Below are 16635 nucleotides of genomic sequence, written 5' to 3'. Positions count from 1 at the left end.
GAACATTCCGCAACAGTCGTGTGGGCGTCATGACCGACTATCCCTACTGCGTGTCCCGCCTTGAATGCGGCATGACCGGCGAGGCGTTGCCGGTCGGCGTCCTGCACAATCTGTCACCCCAAGGGTTTCCGATTGTCGTGCGCTACGATCTGGAGGGCGTGAAGCGCGCTGTCTCCAAGAGTGCGCTCAAGGACCGTCCGCAGGACATGTGGCGCTTTCGTGAGCTGCTGCCAGTGCGCCGGTCCGACAACATCGTTTCGCTGGGGGAGACCTGGACACCGCTGGTACCGCTGCCGCGGCTGCAGAAGAAGCTGGGTGGCGGTGAGATCCTGGTGAAGGACGAGGGCCGCCTGCCGACCGGCTCGTTCAAGACGCGCGGGCTGGCCATGGCGGTCAGCATGGCCAAGGAACTGGGTGTGCGGAAGATCGCGATGCCGACCAATGGCAACGCTGGCGCCGCCCTGGCCGCCTACGCCACGCGCGCCGGTATCGAGTCCATCGTGCTCTGCCCCGACGATACGCCGGTGGTGAACATGGCCGAGACGGCGCTGCAAGGCGCCCGCCTGTGGCGGGTCAACGGCCTGATCAACGACTGCGGCAAGATCGTCGGCGGCGGCAAGGAGATCGGCGGCTGGTTCGACTTCTCGACCTTGAAGGAGCCCTACCGGATCGAAGGCAAGAAGACGATGGGCCTGGAACTGGCCGAACAGCTCGGCTGGAACGTGCCCGATGTCATCCTCTACCCGACCGGCGGCGGCACCGGTTTGATCGGCATGTGGAAAGCCTTCAACGAACTGCAGGCCATCGGCTGGCTCACCAAGAAGCCGCGCATGGTCGCCGTGCAGGCGACCGGCTGCGCGCCGATCGTGAAGGCCTGGCAAAGCGGCGCCCGCCATGCCGAGCTGTTCGCCAACGCACACACCATCGCCGCCGGCATCCGCGTGCCGGCGGCGATCGGCGATTTCCTCATCCTCGACGCCGTGCGCGAGTCCGGCGGGTTTGCCATCGCGGTCGATGACGACGCCATCGACGCTGCCCGCACCGAAGTCGGCACACAGGAAGGCCTGCTGCTCTGCCCCGAAGGCGCCGCGACCTATGCCGCCTACCTGAAGGCGCTGGTCGACGGACAGATCCGCAAGGATGAGCAGGTCATGCTGTTCAACTGCGCCACCGGGCTGAAGTACCCGATGCCCGAGCCGACGGCGAAGCTGAACAAGGACGCGGCAATCGACTATGCGGCGCTGTGAGATCAGGGGCTGACGATCCGGTCAGGCTTGCCCGGGGTCGTGAGCTTCAGGCTGGGCCCGGCGCGCTCCGCCGCCAGCCGGACGCCGGGCTCGGTCGTGTGATCGAGCATCAGCAGGATCGCACCGTCGTCTGCCGCGCCGAATTTCACCCGGATCTCGCCCTGCCCGCCGCGCAGCCGTAGCTGCCCGCCACCACCCTCGGCGAGCGACAGCTCAGCCCGCATCTCGCCGCGCGCGTTCACCAGTTCGATGAGGCGGGCGCGCACGACGTCGGCGACCGGCACCGTGGTCTGGGAGCGGGTGCCGGTCCAGGTCAACGCGACCAGAAGAATCACGTTCATGGCCAGCAGGACACGCCACGATCTTGTCGTCTGCATGGGCACCTCCACGAAAGCCAGTCACCTCGGACGACCGGCACCGGTCCCCTGCGTGCCGGTGTCAGGCTGCCCGTTTCAGGTCAACAACCTGACCGCCGCTCAGCGCGACTAATTCCGTGGCTGTCAGGCGGAAAACCGCGAACGGCGTGCCGGCGGCAGCCCAGATCGGGTCGAGCGCCAGCAGGTCGGCATCGATCAAGGTCGTGATCGCGGCGTCGTGAGCGACGGGGGGTACGCCGCCGATGACGTAGCCGGTGGCGCCGCGCACGAAGTCGGCGTCCGGCCGGGTGATGCGCTCGCCCAGCAGGCCGGCGACTTTGGCTTCGTCGACCCGGTTGATGCCGCTGGCGATCACCAGCACTGGCCGGCCGCTGTCGCGGCCGCGAAACAGCAGCGACTTGGCGATCTGTGCCACCGTGCAGCCGATCGTCGCCGCGGCCTCCGCCGACGTGCGGGTGCTGTCGGGCATTTCCGTCACCCGGCCGGCCAGGCCGCGCGCCGCGAGCCAGTCTTCAACCTTCTGCGCCGACGGTGCCAGCGGCATGGAACCTCCTCTCGTGGGATGCATCCGCATCGGCGGGCTTGGCGACCGCCGCGTTTAGCGCGACCATAGCGGCGACGGCGGCCGCCGGAAATGCCGGCCGCCGTCCCGAAACAAGGAGGCGGGCATGCGGCGACGGACCCTGCTGCGCAACGCCGGTGGTGCGGCCCTGGCTGTCGCCGCGCCGACTGTGGTGCACGCCGACGAGGTGGTCGAGGTCGACCTGCGGCTGGTGATCGCCGTCGATGTCTCGCGCAGCATCGACGAGGATGAAGCGCGGCTGCAGCGCCAGGGCTATCTCGATGCGCTGGCCGACCGGCGCGTGCTCGACGCCATGACCGGCGGCGTCCTGAAGCGGATCGCCATCGCCTATGTCGAATGGGCCGGCACGCACTACCAGCGCACCGCCATCGATTGGACCATGATCGATGGCCCGGCGGCGGCGGCTTCCTTCGCCGCCAAGCTCGACACCTCACCCATGACATCGCAGAGCTGGACCGCGGTCGGTGCCGCGCTGGCCTATGCCGGCGCCAAGTTCGACGAACCGCTGTTCCGCTCCAACCGCAAGGTCATCGACATCTCGGGCGACGGCAAGACCAACAACGGCCCGCCGGCCGAACTGGTGCGCGACGAACTGATCAAGCGCGGCATCGTCATCAACGGCCTGCCGATCCTGAGCGACCGGCCCAATTTCGGCCGCCCGCCCGAGACCGACCTCGACACCTACTACGAGGAGAAGGTGATCGGCGGTCCCGGCTCGTTCATGGTGGTGGCCAAGGGCTTCGAGGATTTCGGCCGCGCCATTCGCAGCAAGATGACGCGCGAGATTTCCTAACCTCTCCCCACCGGGGCTATCGGATTCACACATTGTCGCTGCGATTGAACCGCGAGAAACACGATCATTCCTGGGAGCGTGGGCGTCCCGCCCGCATCAAGGCGAAAGCTTTGCTTTCGCCCGACATGAGCGGGCGGGACGCCCGCGCTCCCAGGGCTCGCTTCGCTCGCAAATGACAGCGAAATCGCGATGAGATGTGTGAATGCGACAGCCCCACCGGGGAGAGGTCAACACGCTTCTTCCATCACCGCCTTCAGCCGCAGCAGCGGGCGGTCGTCGCGCATCAGTGCCACCGGCATGGCGAGGTGGCCGACCTGCAGCTCGAAGACGTTCTCGGCCGGCAGCGACCAGGCGCGCCCGACTTCCTGGCCGGTCTCGAACGGCAGCAGGCGATCGGCAACACCCAGGACGGACACGATGCGCTCGGGCGGCACGCCGGGCGTGCCGGACGGATTGAGCAGGCCCTCCCAGCGCATCAGCATCTCGCGGGTCCAGCCCGCCGCCTGCAACCAGGTGGTGAGGCCGAGCGCGCGGATCAGCGAACCGGAGAACGTCACTTCCTCGATGCGCCCGGAATGGCTCACCAACAGCAATCCGTCGGGCCGCAGGCGCTGCGGCCAGTCGCGGCAATAGGTGGCCGCCTGTTGGGCCACGAACGAACTCATGGAAATACCGCCGACCGCGACCGGTCCGGCGAACTGCCGCCGGCACCAGTCGATCAGCACCGCCGTCTCCAAGGTCTGACCGACGATCAGATCGAGCGTGCCCAAGGGTGCGGCGGCAAAGAACGGCTCGCCGCCGTACGTGCCTACTTGGGTGCGCATGCCATGATACGGCGACACGACCTCGACGACGCGGAACCCCAGCGGCGTCAGCACACTGCCCGGATCGATGCTGTTCACCAGGATGTCGCTTTCGACGCACAGCCCGTTGCCGGCGATCACCGTCGGCGCGTGTGGCGGCAGACCGTCGGGCTCGACGACGCGAGCGTACACCGTCGCGCAGCCCGACCGGGCCGCCAGTGGTGCGTGCGGCGTGGTGAACCGCAACCAGCGCTCCGTGGCACCCGGCCGCACGGCAGGATGCGAGACGTCGATCGCGGGCATGGTCGTCGGCACCGCGTACACCGCGGCCGGATCATCGCGGCCCACGCCATAGGCCGCCTCGACCGTGGCCGGCGTCGGGACCGACCATGCAGCCAGTGGTATGCGGCGCGAATAGAGCAGCGGATAGAGCAGTCCGCGCGTTGCCAAGTGTAACGAGGCGGCCCGGCGGCGGGCGATATCGAGACGCCCCAGCGCCTCGGGCGGCACCGGATCGGGGCCGAACGCCGCCGTCTCCCAGTGCACCCGTTCGTTGGCGGCACGCCGGCGCGCGGCCTCATGGCGGCGCAGCACGGCGCCCACCACGCGGCGCGACCACGGCCCATCCGCCGGGGCGCCGGGTTCGGCGAAAAAGCGATCGATGTCGCCTTCGGCGACGTTGGCGGCGGCCCATAACCGCGACAGCGGAAAGAACCAGCGGCGCAACGCACCCAGCCCTACCGGGTCGACCCAGGGTCGCGCCACCATGGCGCCCAGAGGCGAGCGCGCGGCGCGGCGCAACGCCGCCTCGGGCGCGCCGCCGCGCGCCGGTACGGCGGCGGATACGACCTTTCCGCGCTTGCCTGGCATCCACTCGACCATGCCACAGAAATGGCGGTCAATGATGACGAATTCGTGTCGCGCAAAGCCGCCGCGCACAACCGTGGGCTTGTCGCCGGCACCTCCAAGCACCTAAACGTAGGTGGTTGTCCCGAGGGAGCCCCATGCCTGCCACCGATCCTGTCACCCAGGCCCGCATCGATCTGGCCGCGTCGCTGCGCTGGGCGGCGCGCCACCAGCTCAATGAAGGTGTCTGCAACCACTTCAGCATGGTGGTGCCGGGCCGCGAGGATCGCTTCCTGATCAACCCGCAGGGACTGCACTGGTCGGAGATCACGCCGGCCGACATCGTGATGACGGATGCCAGTGGCACCATCATCGAGGGCCGCCACGCGGTCGAGCCGACCGCCTTCTTCATCCATGGCCGCGTGCACCTCGGCAACAAGCGGGCCAAGGTGGTGCTTCATACGCACATGCCCTACGCCACGGCACTCACAACGCTGACCGGCGGCCGGCTGGAGATGTGCACCCAGAACGCTTTCCGCTACCACGATCGCATCGCCTATGACGAGCAGTACAACGGCCTGGTGCTCGACAATGACGAGGGCGACCGGCTGTGCCGCGCCATGGGCGACAAGCCGATCCTGTTCCTGCGCAACCATGGTGTCATCGTCACCGGCGAAAGCGTCGCCATGGCCTATGACGAACTCTACTACCTCGAGCGCGCGGCGCTGGTGCAAGTGCTGGCGATGCAAACCGGCCGGCCGCTGGAAATCGTGCCGACCCAGACCGTCGAGCGCACGGTGCGCCAGATGGCGGGCGAGGGTCAGCAGGCACTGCTGCATTTCGAGGCATTGAAGCGGATGCTCGGTCGCGATGAGCCGGGCTGGGATCGGCTGACCTGAAAACGGTCGTGTTTTTTGATGCGCTTCCCTCACCGGACGAGATCGGCGAAAACGCTTTTGTGATCCACGCCTGATGCAGCGTGCCATGGCCATCCGCGTTCAGGCATGATGAGGTCCATGATGACTGCTGGAAGTGCTCGCATGCGTACCGTGTTCCTCGCCGTCGCGCTCGTGCTGGCTCCGGCGGCCAGCGCCCAGAATCCGCCCGGCCCGTCGCTGGATATCCAGGCCAAGAAGCCAATGCCGGCGGGCAAATACGCCGTCGATCTCGACAGCGACAGCGAGCTGGGCCGCGACCTGCGGCGGCTGGTGATGGAAAAACTGGCCGCCCGCGGCCACCAGGTCGGCTTCAGCGGCGGCCATGTGCTGAAGATGCAGGTCAACCTGACGCAAAGCTTTGCCGGCGGCCTGACGACCGAGGGCGTCATGCTCGGCACGCGCGGGCAGCTGCCGTCGACCAGCGATCGTCCCGACGCCCGCCCACCCATGCCGGAACGCAGCGTGCGCAGCCTGGAGGCGCGCCCGCATGCCAACGATGAAATCCTGCGCATCACCCTGACCTTGCGTACGGCCAACAGCAGCGAGGTGACCTGGGTGGCCTATGTCGCCTGCCCGTTCCCGCCCGGCCGCGCCTACGCCGCCGGGCGCCAGATGATCAACACCATCTTTGCCGATCCCAATCGCTCGCGTCGCGGCGCTGCCGATTGTTCGCGCTGACTCGTGTTCGCTGACTCGGGCAGTCGACAGCCCGCTGATATGCAGGCATTAAGGCGGCCATCATCGTGGAGGAGCCCACCGGATGGCCGAGAAGTACCGCCTTGCCCCGCTTGACCTGGCCGAACTGACACCCGAACAGCGTGCCGTGGCCGACTCGATCATGAGCGGCCCGCGTGGCGGCCTGCGCGGACCGTTCGAGCCGTGGCTGCGCAGCCCGGTGCTGGCTGACCGGGCGCAGAAGCTGGGCGAGTACTGCCGTTTCAGCAACTCGCTGCCCAAGGACCTGTCGGAGCTGGCCATCCTGCTGACCGGCAAGCACTTCCGCGCGCAGTTCGAGTTCTGGGCCCACGCCCGCCTGGCACAGCAGGCCGGCCTGCCCGACGACATCATCGAGGCGGTACGGCTGGGCAAGGCGCCGCGTTTCCGCCGCGACGTCGAACGCGTGATCTACGACACCGTGACCGAGTACTTCGCGACCAACCGCGTCAGCAACGCCACCTACAAGCGCGCGCTGGCGGCGCTGGGCGAGCAGGGTCTGGTCGATCTGGTGGGCGTCGTCGGCTACTACAGCCTGGTGTCCATCACACTCAACGTCTTCCAGATGGAACTGCCGCCCGGCGAGAAGGAGCCGCTGGCGGCACCGGGCACGCGCAAGCCGGCAGCAAAGAAGGCCGTCAAGAAGGCGCCGGCGAAGAAACCGGCGGCGAAGAAAAAGGCGCCGGCCCGCAAGAAGGCCGTGGCCAAGAAGAAACGCCGCTAGACGAGCGCTCTGCGTCGACAATCGTCACGGCGGTCTACGTGATGATATCGTCGATATGGACGCCCCAGTGCAGCGTTCTGATCACGCGGTTTCCATCGGCCGTATCGATGATCCGTCCACGATAGATGATGTCGATCGTGATGCGCAGCCCCGCCGGGCGCGCGGCGCCGCGCAGGCCCCACGTGTCCCGGAGGCGATACTGGCAACCGTCTCGCTGCGCGGAGAGATAGCGGTCCTCGAGTCCCGTACGCAGAACGGCAGCATTGCGCCGGTGGCCGAAGCGCTCGACGCGCCCGCCGCGCACCTCGCCGTCTTCCTTGAAGGAGGACGTCAGACCGCCGGGAACGGTGAAGTCCGGGCCGGCGTTGCGCGGTGCGCCTGCGGGCAGCCAGCCGCCAAGGCTGGCGGGGCCACCGGCACCGAGCACACCTTGGTGCACCGATGCCGTCCCCTTGATGTCCTGGCGGTATTCATAGCGTGCGCAATCATCCGCATCGAAGGCGGCGCGAACGACGAACTGGCCTCCGGCAAAAAAACCCGCGCCATCGCCGCGTAAGCCGGCGGGAACGATCGTAATGGCCCGGAACTCGAGAACGCCCATGTGGTCATCCTCCTCCCGTCGTCAGCGCTGAGTGACCCGCCGTCCGATCAAGGGACGGCCACGCCGGCGACGTCCGGCACGAGGATCGGCCGAAGGTCATGCATCGGCATCTGTCAGCGGCTGCCGACTACAGTATCTTAAAATGAGTGAGTATTCAAGTTTACTTTGAGACAGCGGTTGGGTAGGAGGCGCCGAACACATCCTCGACGACCCAGACGTCCTTGCCGCACAACTCGGGAGCGGCGGCGTCAAGGCGTGCGGCCAGGCGATGCAGATGCCGTGTCGGCACGCCGGGGAACAGGTGATGCTCGACGTGGAAGAACATGTCGTAGAAGACGGTGTTCCAGATCCGCCGCCGCGACGTGCGGGCGATGAAATGATCGCGGTCGCAGCCGTGATGCACCGTCCAGACGCAGAAGAACGCGGTGAAGCATTCGCCGGCGGCCATCACCAGCACATGGTAGCGCAGCGCGTCCCATTCCAGCACGCCGAACACGAGGACCACCCACAACGCGATGGCGCCGAGCTCGATCCGCACCCAGCGCCGGTCGCGTCGCGGCCCGCTGCGGAAGGCCTCGCGCAGCAGCACGAACGGGAACAGCGGTCCGAACGCGATCGCGCCGACGGCGCTCATGCGCGCACTGGCTGCCTCGACATCGCCCGCCGCCATGCAGAGCCGATGGTGCCGCAGGTGGTTGATCTTCACCGCGTGCAGGGCGCTCATCATCAGGACGCTCTGGATGAGCATCACCACGTCGTCGCCGCGCCGCGTCAGGCCCAGCGTGCCGTGATAGCTGTCGTGGATCTGCCGCAGGCCGGTGAGAAAGAACATGAACGACGCCGGCAGGGCCAGTGCGTGGTGACCGGCATGCGCCAGTCCCAAGGACAGGGCCAGCCACGGCACGGGCATCAGCAGTTCGCCGATCGTTTCAAGCCGCGACAGCTGCCCGAGGTCGCGCCACCTGATGGCACGCACGCGCGCATCCGTCATGATCATCGGTGCCTGCGCGCCACTCATCTGCCCCTCCCGCAGCGACCAGCACCCCTGGCGTTCTCAGTCTCCACCATGACAGATCGGCGGATGCATCGAGAGAGGTATCACTCGTCGAAGATCGCCACGGCGCGGGTCCAGCCGGCGGAGGCGCCGCGGATCTTGTGGGGGAAGCAGGAGATGACGAAACCGTCGGGCGGCAGCGCCTCGAGGTTGTGCAGCTTCTCGAGGTGGCAGTAGCCGATGTGGCGGCCGGCCTTGTGGCCTTCCCAGATGATCGAAGGATCCTTGGTCTCGGCGTATTTCTGGGCCGTGAAATAGAACGGTGCATCCCAGCTCCAGGCATCGGTGCCGGTCAGCCGCACGCCCTTCTCCAGCAGGAACATGGTGGCGTCGTAGCCCATGCCGCAGCCGGCATTGACGTAGTCGTTGTTGCCGTAGCGCGATCCGGCGCGGGTGTTCACCACGACGATCTCCAGCGGCTTCAGCTCATGGCCGACGCGCCTGAGCTCGTCCTCGACATCCTGCGCGGTGATGACGTAGCCGTCGGCCTTGTCACGAAAATCGAGCTTCACGCCGGGCTGGAAGCACCATTCCAACGGCACCTCGTCGATGGTGATGGCGCGTTCGCCGTGGTTCATCGTCGGGTGGAAATGATACGGCGCGTCCAGATGCGTGCCGTTGTGCGTGCTGAGGTTGATGGTCTCGACCGCCCAGCCGGCGCCGTCAGGCATGTCGTCCTTGCTCAGGCCGGGAAAGAAGCCGGCGATCTGCCCCACCGTATCCTCGTGCTTGTGGTACTGGATCTTGGGCCCGAACGGCACCGGGTCGGAGATCACGTCGTTTTCGAGATAGATCGACAGGTCGACGAAACGGCGCGGCATGGCGGTATCCTTCGATGGGTGCGGAGGGCGTTCAGACGGTGTGTTGCGTGATGGTGGCGCGCGGCACGGATGACCGTCAATCCTGGCGCACGACGGTGTTGCGCAGCACGCCGATGCGTTCGACGTCGAGTTCGACGACATCGCCGTGCTTGAGGAAGCGATCGAGCTCCAGCCCGCAGCCGTTGCCCATCGTGCCGGAGCCGAAGAATTCGCCGGCATGCAGCGTCTCGTCGCGCGACACGAAGGCGATCATGTCCTCGAAGCCGTGCAGCATCTCGGCCGAGGTGCCGCTGGCCCAGGTCTCGCCGTTGACGCGCACCGACATGGTGAGCGCATAGGGATCGGTGATCTCGTCGGCCGTCACCAGCCAGGGGCCGATGGCATTGCCGGTGTCGAAATCCTTGCCCTTGCACGGCCCCAGCATGCCCTGCATCTCGGTGAACTGCGCATCGCGTGCCGAGAAGTCGTTGAAGATCGCAAAGCCGAAGATGTGCCGGCGCGCCTGGCCCTTGGCGATGTCGGTACCGCCGGTGCCGAGGAAGACGCCGAACTCCAGCTCGAAATCCATCACCTGGCTGTAGCGCGGCCAGCGTACGGTCTCATCGGTGCCGATCACCGAGAAGCGGTTGGCCTTGTAGTAGATCGGCTGCGCGCGATAGACCGGCGGCACGTCGTCGGCCGGCCGCACCGCCGCAGCGGCCGCGTTGTCGCCACGCTGGCGCGCCAGCAGGCGCTGCATGCCGGCCGGCGCCTGGCGGATATGGCCGGGGAACACCGAGAAGTCGCGAATCTGCCGCGGTCGCGGCACCGGCGACAGCAGCTTCACGGCGCCGACGTCATGGTTCAGATCGGCATCATCGGCGTGGCGCTCCAGAAGCGTGCGCGCCGTATCGAGCGCTGCCGGACCGGCATCGATCAGCGCCAGCATCGAGGCGAAATGCGGCACCGCGCCGTGGCCGGCGGCGGCAGCCAGATCGAGAATCCGCCGGTCGTCCTGGTGCACGGCGCCCAGTTTCACGTCAGTGCCATGGCGGTATGTCGCCAGCTTCATCGTTCCCTCCTGATCACTGTCTCAAAATATATATAAAAAAATATTCTGTCGATATTCCATTTGCGATGCCTGCCACCGCATGACACAGTCGCGCCATGGCTGCCCTGGTGCCGCTGACCGAATCGCCTCCCACCGCCGAGACGCTCACCGAACGGGTGACGGCGATCCTGCAGCGCGACATCCTGTCGGGCACCCTGGCGCCCGACTCCAAGTTGCGCATCCAGGCCTTGGCGGCGCGACTGGACATCGGCACGACGCCCATTCGCGAAGGCCTGTCGCGGTTGGCCTCGCAGGGCCTGGTGCAGGCGATCGGCCAGCGCGGCTTTCGCGTCGCCAGCGTCAGCCGGGCCGATCTCGAGGACATCACCCGCACGCGCACCCTGATCGAGGTCGAGGCCTTGCGGCTGTCGATGGCGCGCGGCGATGATCTGTGGGAAGCCGGCATCGTCGCCAGCCTGCACCGCATGCGGAAGTTCACGGCGCGCGGTACGGGTCGGTTTCGCGAGGGCGTTGCCGACTTCGACGCCGTGCACAAGGCCTTCCACACGGCGTTGATCGCCGCCTGCGGCTCGCAGCGATTGCTGGACCTGCACAGCGCGCTCTACGATCAGGCCTACCGCTATCGCCGGGTGATGATGACCCGGTTCGAAAGGCCGGGCCAGTTGGACGACGAGCACCAGATCCTGGCCGACCTCACCCTGGCGCGTGACAGCACGCGCGCCACCGCGAAACTCGCCGACCATCTGGCATCGACGCTGGCCATCGTCTATCCGCCAACCAACAAGGCCAAAGAGGAACGCACCCATGCGCATGTTGTTCAAGGGGATCGCCGCCGCCGCGCTGTCGGTCGCGCTCGCCACTAGTGCGGCGGCACAGACCAAGATCGCGATCGGCTACACGGCGGTCACCGATTTCGCCTCGGCGTTCGTGGCCAAGGAGGAAGGCTTCTTCAAGAAGCGCGGGCTGGACGCCGACCTGGTCCTGATCGCGATCAACTCCAACATCCCCGCCGCCCTGATGTCGAACTCGATCCAGTTCGGCGGCCCGACACCCTCGGTCTTCCTGCAGGCGGTCGACGGCGGCCTCGACCTGGTCGCGGTCTCGGGTGCCAGCGTCTCGGCGCGCGAGAACGCCAAGGGCGGCGGCGTGGTGGCGCGCACCGGCGTCGAGATCAAGACGCCGCAGGACTTCGTCGGCAAGAAGGTGGGTGCACCCGGCCTCGGCGCCTTCCTGCATGTGCTGTTCCGGCAGTGGCTGATCGAGAAGGGCGTCGATCCGCGCAAGGTGACCTTCGTCGAGGTCTCCTTCCCCACCATGAACGACGTGCTGAAGGGCGGCACGGTCGATGCCGTGGTCACCGCCGATCCCTTCATGAGCCGCATGGTCGCGGCCGGCACCGGCACCGTGGCGTTCCATTACATGGTCGATCTGCCCGAGGACAAGCCGCAGATCCTGTATGCGGCCACGCGCGAGTGGGCGCAGAAGAACGCCGCTGTCGTGACGGCCTTCCGTGAGGCGATTGCCGAGGGCTCGGCGTTCGTCGCCGCCAATCCCGACAAGACCCGCGAGCACATGGGCAAGCACATCAAGCTGCCGCCCGAAGTGCTGAAGACGGTGCTGATCTCCAAGCCCGATGCCAACCTGACCGTGGACCAGCTGAAATGGTGGGTCGACGTCATGCGGGGCCAGGACATGTTCAAGACCGGCCCCGACGCCGGCAAGCTGTTGGTGAAATGACGGCGCGGGCGGCCACCGCGCCAGCAAGCCTCGCCCCGCCGGCGGCGCGCGAGCCGCTGATCCGCTTCCGCGCCGTCGAGCTCACCCTGGCCGGCCGGCGGATCCTCGATCCCATTTCGCTCGATATCGGGCGTGGCGAATTCGTCTGCGTCGTGGGTCCGTCGGGCTGCGGCAAGACCACCCTGCTGCGCCTCATCGCCGGCCTCTACCTGCCGAGCGGTGGACAAGTGCTGTACGACGGCAAGCCGGTCTCCGGGCCGCGCCAGGATATCGCCATCGTCTTCCAGGACTATGGCAAGGCCCTGCTGCCCTGGCGCACCGCTGCCGGCAATGTCAGCCTCGCGCTGGAAGCGATCGGCATGCCGCGCGCCGAGCGTCCGGCCCGCATCGCCGCCCTGCTCGCCACGGTCGGCTTGTCGAACCATGCCGACAAGTTTCCCGGCCAGCTCTCGGGCGGCATGCAGCAGCGGCTGCAGATCGCGCGCTGCCTGGCGCAGGCGCCGTCCGTGCTGCTGATGGACGAACCGTTCGGCGCGCTCGACGCCATGACGCGCCAGGCGCTGCAGGACGAGGTGCTGGCGCTGGCCGCGAGCTCGGGCGCCACGGTGTTCTTCGTCACCCACGACCTGGAGGAGGCGATCTATCTCGGCGACCGCGTGGTGGCGCTGCGGCCCAACCCCGGCCGCGTCGCCGACATGTTCGATGTCCGCCTGTCGCGGCCGCGCGATCAGCTCACCACGCGCGAGCATCCCGACTTCCTGCGCCTGCGCCGCACCCTGTTCGACTTCATCAAGGAGTCCGAGGCGTGATGGCGATGTCATCCCGAGCGCAGCGCACCGCGCGTCGCTCGCCGAAGATCCCTCGCCCCGCTCGGGATGACGAGGAAACGACATGAGCGGATGGCGCGGCCTCGTCGTGCCGGCCGGCATCGTGATCGCCGCCGAGGTGGCGGCGCGCGCCACCGGCTTGCAGAGCGACAGCCTGGCGCGGCCCAGCGAGATCGCGACTGCCGGCGCCGCGGCGCTGATCGACGGCACCATGCTGCACGCCACAGGCCAAACCTTGATCGCCGCGTTTGCCGGGCTGGCGATCGGCACCAGCCTGGGCCTCGCCTTCGGCATCCTGCTGGGGCTGTTCCGCACCGCCAGCCGGCTGGCGGCGGTCTCGGTCGAAGCGTTCCGGCCGATCCCGTCGGTGGCGCTGATCCCGATCGTGCTGCTGATCTTCGGCTTCGGCTATCGCATGGAGATCGCCATCGTCGCGTTCGCCACCTTCTGGCCGATCCTGATCCTGACGCGCGCCGCCATTGCCGGCATCGAGCCGCGCCTGCTGGAGGTGAGCCGGGCGCTGGGCTTCGGCCTGGGCCGACGCGTCGCCAAGATCGTGCTGCCCGCCGCGCTGCCGCGCCTGTTCGTCGCCTTTCGCCTGGCCGTCGGCATCGCGCTGATCGTGGCCGTCACGGTCGAGATCACCGGCAACACCCTGGGGCTGGGCTACGCGCTGATGGATGCGCAGCAATCGCTGCGGCCGGCGCTGATGTTCGCGCTGCTGCTGTGGGTGGGCCTGGTCGGCTGGGGACTGAACGCGGCCCTGCTGTGGGCGCAGGCGCGCCTGTTCGGGCCCGCCGCCGCGGTCGAGGCCGCACCATGATCTGGCGCCGCGCACTGTGGCTGGCGGCCAGCGTCCTGGTCGGGCTCGGCATCGTGCTGCTGTGGCAGCTGGCGGCCGACGCCCGGCTGGTGTCGCCGGTGTTCCTGCCCGGACCCGACAAGGCCTGGGCGGCGCTCGAGCGCGGCTTCGCCAGCGGCGAACTGCTCGACAAAGTGCTGGGTACGGTCGGGCGCATGGTCTGGGGCTGGCTGCTGGCGTCGCTGCTGGGCATCGGGCTCGGCGCGCTGATCGGCATCTCGCCCGCGGCGCGCGCCTATCTCGGTCCCACGCTCGAGTTCCTGCGGCCGCTGCCGGCCTCGGCCATCGTGCCGGTGGCAATCGCCTTCCTCGGCCTGTCGGAAGGCATGGTGCTGGTGGTGATCGGCTTCGGCGCCCTGTGGCCGATGCTGCTGGCGACCGTGCACGGCTTTGCCGCCGTCGAGCCGCGCCTCTACGAGGTCAGCCGGGCGCTCGGCCTGTCGCGCTGGGAGGTGATCGCCAAGATCGCCCTGCCCAACGCGCTGCCCGACATCTTCGCCGGCCTGCGGCTGGGCCTGACCGTGGCGCTGATCCTAGCCGTCGTCGGCGAGATGCTGGCCAGCCGCGAGGGCCTCGGGCTGTGGATCCTGTTGTCGGCCCGCGCCTTTCGCGCGCCTGATCTGTTCGCCGGCGTCATCCTGCTGGGCCTGATCGGCCTGGTCAGCGCCGCCCTGCTGTCGAGCGTCGAACGCTACGCCTTGCGCTGGCGCACGCCCGTCCACTGAACATCATCGCTTGTCGCGTCGACTGCCGAACGTCCGATCCATGAAGCGGGCGGCGCGGCCGGACAGGCCGACCATCTGCCGCAGGAACTGCGGCGACAATCGCCGCGCCTGGGTGTCGATCGCGGCGAGGTCCTCGGCGAGGTCGAGAACGGCACCAATCCGGCGACGCACCGATGGATCGAGCTTGTCGCGCAGCGCCGCGTCACGGCAGCCGCGCAGGGTCGCCAGCGCCGGCGCGATTTCCTCCTGTCGCCGCGCCTCCAGCGCCGACATCAGCATGTCCCAGGGATCACCGCCGACCTGCCACAGCGAGGCGCCCACGGACTGAACCATGCGCCAGCGAACGAGGTAGGCGAGCGCCGCCGTCACGGCAGCGCCGTCAAGATCGAGCGCACCGGCGATGTCGCTCTCGCTGGCGGGCCGCTCGACCAGATAGAGGTAGGCATGGACACGGCAGGGGTCGGCTTCCAATCCCCACCGCGGACCGAGTTCGCCGAAGAACGTGACGAAGTCGTGCATGGCCGGCAACAGGCTCATCTCATCCACCCGCGCGGCAGCCATGGCGCGCACGGCGTGGACAGTACTGTGCCCACCGTGCCAGCCTCGCCGCGGTTTTGCGTTGGAACAGGATCTGTCATGACTGCCTCCGGTCGTCCGCCGCTCGACGGCATTCGCGTACTCGATTTCTCCCGTGTCATCGCCGGCCCCGCCTGCACCCAGTCGTTGGCAGATATGGGTGCCGAGGTGATCAAGATCGAGGACCCCGATGGTGGCGACGACGGCCGCCGCCTGGCCGGCCCCAAGGTCGGGTCGCAGACGCATTTCTTCCTGGCCTTCAATCGCGGCAAGAAGAGCGTTGCGCTCGATATCGGCACCCGGGAAGGCCAGGAGATCATCGCGCGCCTGCTGCCCGATTGCGACGTGCTGGTCGAGAACTTCCGTCCCGGCGTGATGAAGCGCTTCGGTCTCGACTACGCCTCATTGAAGGAGCGTCATCCGCGCCTGGTCTATCTCTCGGTCTCGGCCTATGGCCAGACCGGGCCGATGGCCGACCGGCCGGGCTTCGATCCGGTCCTGCAGGCCGAGTCGGGCATGATGGCGCTGACCGGCGATCCCGACGGCCCGCCGATGCGCCATGCGTTGTCGATCATCGACACGCTGACCGCGGTTCACGCCACCAGCGCGATCCTGGCCGCGCTCTATGCGCGGCGCGACACCGGCAGAGGTCAGCACATCGATCTGGCGCTGTTCGACGTCGCCATCGCGGCTCTGGGCAACGCCGGCCTCTATTATCTCAGTTCGGGCACGCAACCGCCGCGCTCGGGCAATGCACACATGACGTCGACGCCGACCAATGCCTTCCCGACCAGCAACGGGCTGCTCTACATGGCGGTGGCGAACCAGAAGCTGTTCGCCGAGATGTGCCGTTCGATCGGCCGCCCCGAATGGATTGACGACCCGCGCTTTGCCACCACGGCCAGCCGCACCCAGAACCGGCCGGCGCTGTTTGCGTTGATGAATGCCGTGCTGGCGACCGACACCAAGGAGAACTGGGCCCGGCGCCTGCGCCACCTGCCGGTCGGGCCGGTGCGCGATCTGGCCGAGGCGTTGGAGTCGGAAGAGGTCGCCGCCCGCGGCATGGTGCGCACGATGCATCACCCGGATGTCGGCGACTTCCGCGTCCTGGGGTCGGTCTACCGGTTGTCGGATACACCGGTGGGCACCGACGAACCGCCGCCGCTGCTGGGCGAGGACAGCGACCGGGTCCTGCGCGATCTCGCCGGCTGCGACGACACCGCGATCGCCGCACTGCGCGCTAAGGGCGTGGTCGGTTAGCCTCTTCATCGCGAGCGAAGCGAGCCCCTGGGAGCGCGGGCGTCCCGCCCGCATCAAGGCGAAAGCCAGGCTTTCGCCTGACATGAGCGGGCGGGA

19 protein-coding genes are annotated in these 16635 nt (G+C 67.9%); 11 read left to right on the top strand and 8 right to left on the bottom strand.

The window, feature by feature from the left end; genetic code table 11:
- Window positions 1-29 precede the first annotated feature (29 nt).
- The gene (locus FQU96_RS32525; RefSeq protein ID WP_146545558.1) at window positions 30-1247 is read left to right on the top strand and encodes a threonine synthase; all 1218 of its coding nucleotides are present in this window, start codon (window positions 30-32) and stop codon (window positions 1245-1247) included.
- A gap of 2 nt (window positions 1248-1249) precedes the next feature.
- Here FQU96_RS32525 and FQU96_RS32520 read toward each other — a convergent pair whose 3' ends face one another.
- Together FQU96_RS32520 and FQU96_RS32515 are read right to left on the bottom strand one after the other, a co-directional pair.
- The gene (locus tag FQU96_RS32520; RefSeq protein WP_146545557.1) at window positions 1250-1624 is read right to left on the bottom strand and encodes a hypothetical protein; all 375 of its coding nucleotides are present in this window, start codon (window positions 1622-1624) and stop codon (window positions 1250-1252) included.
- Between the two features lie 61 nt (window positions 1625-1685).
- A complete protein-coding gene (locus tag FQU96_RS32515) occupies window positions 1686-2168 on the bottom strand; it encodes a YbaK/EbsC family protein (protein ID WP_178130843.1) in 483 nt (160 codons plus the stop codon).
- Window positions 2169-2292: 124 nt separating this feature from the next.
- Between FQU96_RS32515 and FQU96_RS32510 the strand changes: the two genes are divergently transcribed.
- Window positions 2293-3000 (top strand): DUF1194 domain-containing protein, encoded by a 708-nt coding sequence (locus FQU96_RS32510; protein WP_146545555.1) that lies wholly within the window; start codon window positions 2293-2295, stop codon window positions 2998-3000.
- Window positions 3001-3227: 227 nt separating this feature from the next.
- On the opposite strand, the gene FQU96_RS32505 is transcribed toward FQU96_RS32510, so the two are convergent.
- Window positions 3228-4673: a hypothetical protein gene (locus tag FQU96_RS32505; RefSeq protein ID WP_146545554.1), complete on the bottom strand. Its 1446-nt coding sequence runs from the start codon at window positions 4671-4673 to the stop codon at window positions 3228-3230.
- 134 nt (window positions 4674-4807) lie between these two features.
- On the opposite strand from FQU96_RS32505, the gene FQU96_RS32500 reads away from it, so the two are divergent.
- The 3 genes from FQU96_RS32500 (at window position 4808) to FQU96_RS32490 (ending at window position 7025) form a co-directional block, all read left to right on the top strand.
- The gene (locus tag FQU96_RS32500; RefSeq protein ID WP_146545553.1) at window positions 4808-5548 is read left to right on the top strand and encodes an aldolase; all 741 of its coding nucleotides are present in this window, start codon (window positions 4808-4810) and stop codon (window positions 5546-5548) included.
- Between the two features lie 141 nt (window positions 5549-5689).
- Window positions 5690-6265, top strand: coding sequence for a hypothetical protein (locus FQU96_RS32495; RefSeq protein WP_146545552.1), 576 nt, complete (start codon window positions 5690-5692; stop codon window positions 6263-6265).
- 82 nt (window positions 6266-6347) lie between these two features.
- A complete protein-coding gene (locus FQU96_RS32490; protein WP_218574964.1) occupies window positions 6348-7025 on the top strand; it encodes a carboxymuconolactone decarboxylase family protein in 678 nt (225 codons plus the stop codon).
- A 34-nt stretch (window positions 7026-7059) separates the two neighbouring features.
- Here FQU96_RS32490 and FQU96_RS32485 read toward each other — a convergent pair whose 3' ends face one another.
- From FQU96_RS32485 to FQU96_RS32470, 4 genes are all read right to left on the bottom strand, one after another.
- Entirely contained in the window at window positions 7060-7626 is a 567-nt protein-coding gene (locus tag FQU96_RS32485; protein WP_146545551.1) for a hypothetical protein, read from the bottom strand.
- 160 nt (window positions 7627-7786) lie between these two features.
- Window positions 7787-8644: a fatty acid desaturase gene (locus FQU96_RS32480; protein WP_146545550.1), complete on the bottom strand. Its 858-nt coding sequence runs from the start codon at window positions 8642-8644 to the stop codon at window positions 7787-7789.
- Between the two features lie 80 nt (window positions 8645-8724).
- On the bottom strand, window positions 8725-9501 hold the full coding sequence (locus FQU96_RS32475; RefSeq protein ID WP_146545549.1) for a cyclase family protein: 777 nt from the start codon (window positions 9499-9501) through the stop codon (window positions 8725-8727).
- Window positions 9502-9577: 76 nt separating this feature from the next.
- Window positions 9578-10552 carry a fumarylacetoacetate hydrolase family protein gene (locus tag FQU96_RS32470; RefSeq protein WP_146545548.1) on the bottom strand — a complete coding sequence of 325 codons (975 nt, stop codon included), beginning with the start codon at window positions 10550-10552 and terminating at the stop codon, window positions 9578-9580.
- Window positions 10553-10647: 95 nt separating this feature from the next.
- On the opposite strand from FQU96_RS32470, the gene FQU96_RS32465 reads away from it, so the two are divergent.
- The 5 genes from FQU96_RS32465 (at window position 10648) to FQU96_RS32445 (ending at window position 14703) form a co-directional block, all read left to right on the top strand.
- Complete coding sequence (locus FQU96_RS32465; RefSeq protein ID WP_146545547.1) at window positions 10648-11415, top strand: FCD domain-containing protein; 768 nt, start codon at window positions 10648-10650, stop codon at window positions 11413-11415.
- Entirely contained in the window at window positions 11357-12289 is a 933-nt protein-coding gene (locus FQU96_RS32460) for an ABC transporter substrate-binding protein (protein WP_146545546.1), read from the top strand. The genes FQU96_RS32465 and FQU96_RS32460 overlap by 59 nt, the downstream gene beginning before the upstream one ends.
- Window positions 12286-13098, top strand: a complete 813-nt coding sequence (locus tag FQU96_RS32455) for an ABC transporter ATP-binding protein (RefSeq protein WP_146545545.1) — start codon at window positions 12286-12288, stop codon at window positions 13096-13098. The genes FQU96_RS32460 and FQU96_RS32455 overlap by 4 nt, the downstream gene beginning before the upstream one ends.
- Window positions 13099-13180: 82 nt before the next feature.
- The gene (locus tag FQU96_RS32450) at window positions 13181-13939 is read left to right on the top strand and encodes an ABC transporter permease (RefSeq protein WP_146545544.1); all 759 of its coding nucleotides are present in this window, start codon (window positions 13181-13183) and stop codon (window positions 13937-13939) included.
- On the top strand, window positions 13936-14703 hold the full coding sequence (locus FQU96_RS32445; RefSeq protein ID WP_146545543.1) for an ABC transporter permease: 768 nt from the start codon (window positions 13936-13938) through the stop codon (window positions 14701-14703). The genes FQU96_RS32450 and FQU96_RS32445 overlap by 4 nt, the downstream gene beginning before the upstream one ends.
- A gap of 3 nt (window positions 14704-14706) precedes the next feature.
- Here the strand turns inward: FQU96_RS32445 and FQU96_RS32440 are convergent, their stop codons facing one another.
- Window positions 14707-15240: a GbsR/MarR family transcriptional regulator gene (locus FQU96_RS32440; protein ID WP_178130842.1), complete on the bottom strand. Its 534-nt coding sequence runs from the start codon at window positions 15238-15240 to the stop codon at window positions 14707-14709.
- Between the two features lie 99 nt (window positions 15241-15339).
- Here FQU96_RS32440 and FQU96_RS32435 point away from each other — a divergent pair, with 99 nt between their 5' ends.
- Window positions 15340-16539, top strand: a complete 1200-nt coding sequence (locus tag FQU96_RS32435) for a CaiB/BaiF CoA-transferase family protein (protein ID WP_178130841.1) — start codon at window positions 15340-15342, stop codon at window positions 16537-16539.
- The last annotated feature ends 96 nt before the right edge of the window (window positions 16540-16635 follow it).

Source organism: Reyranella sp. CPCC 100927, from assembly GCF_007859315.1.
GTDB lineage: Bacteria > Pseudomonadota > Alphaproteobacteria > Reyranellales > Reyranellaceae > Vineibacter.
This window is presented reverse-complemented; position numbering and strand designations above follow the sequence as displayed.

Coding starts and splice junctions, on each gene's coding strand:
- FQU96_RS32450 (WP_146545544.1), top strand. CDS start 13,181: ATGAGCGGATGGCGCGGCCTCGTCGTGCCGGCCGGCATCGTGATCGCC.
- FQU96_RS32485 (WP_146545551.1), bottom strand. CDS start 7,626: ATGGGCGTTCTCGAGTTCCGGGCCATTACGATCGTTCCCGCCGGCTTA.
- FQU96_RS32495 (WP_146545552.1), top strand. CDS start 5,690: ATGCGTACCGTGTTCCTCGCCGTCGCGCTCGTGCTGGCTCCGGCGGCC.
- FQU96_RS32500 (WP_146545553.1), top strand. CDS start 4,808: ATGCCTGCCACCGATCCTGTCACCCAGGCCCGCATCGATCTGGCCGCG.
- FQU96_RS32520 (WP_146545557.1), bottom strand. CDS start 1,624: ATGCAGACGACAAGATCGTGGCGTGTCCTGCTGGCCATGAACGTGATT.
- FQU96_RS32490 (WP_218574964.1), top strand. CDS start 6,348: ATGGCCGAGAAGTACCGCCTTGCCCCGCTTGACCTGGCCGAACTGACA.
- FQU96_RS32460 (WP_146545546.1), top strand. CDS start 11,357: ATGCGCATGTTGTTCAAGGGGATCGCCGCCGCCGCGCTGTCGGTCGCG.
- FQU96_RS32435 (WP_178130841.1), top strand. CDS start 15,340: ATGACTGCCTCCGGTCGTCCGCCGCTCGACGGCATTCGCGTACTCGAT.
- FQU96_RS32470 (WP_146545548.1), bottom strand. CDS start 10,552: ATGAAGCTGGCGACATACCGCCATGGCACTGACGTGAAACTGGGCGCC.
- FQU96_RS32480 (WP_146545550.1), bottom strand. CDS start 8,644: ATGAGTGGCGCGCAGGCACCGATGATCATGACGGATGCGCGCGTGCGT.
- FQU96_RS32440 (WP_178130842.1), bottom strand. CDS start 15,240: ATGAGCCTGTTGCCGGCCATGCACGACTTCGTCACGTTCTTCGGCGAA.
- FQU96_RS32475 (WP_146545549.1), bottom strand. CDS start 9,501: ATGCCGCGCCGTTTCGTCGACCTGTCGATCTATCTCGAAAACGACGTG.
- FQU96_RS32515 (WP_178130843.1), bottom strand. CDS start 2,168: ATGCCGCTGGCACCGTCGGCGCAGAAGGTTGAAGACTGGCTCGCGGCG.
- FQU96_RS32505 (WP_146545554.1), bottom strand. CDS start 4,673: ATGCCAGGCAAGCGCGGAAAGGTCGTATCCGCCGCCGTACCGGCGCGC.
- FQU96_RS32445 (WP_146545543.1), top strand. CDS start 13,936: ATGATCTGGCGCCGCGCACTGTGGCTGGCGGCCAGCGTCCTGGTCGGG.
- FQU96_RS32510 (WP_146545555.1), top strand. CDS start 2,293: ATGCGGCGACGGACCCTGCTGCGCAACGCCGGTGGTGCGGCCCTGGCT.
- FQU96_RS32455 (WP_146545545.1), top strand. CDS start 12,286: ATGACGGCGCGGGCGGCCACCGCGCCAGCAAGCCTCGCCCCGCCGGCG.
- FQU96_RS32465 (WP_146545547.1), top strand. CDS start 10,648: ATGGCTGCCCTGGTGCCGCTGACCGAATCGCCTCCCACCGCCGAGACG.
- FQU96_RS32525 (WP_146545558.1), top strand. CDS start 30: ATGACCGACTATCCCTACTGCGTGTCCCGCCTTGAATGCGGCATGACC.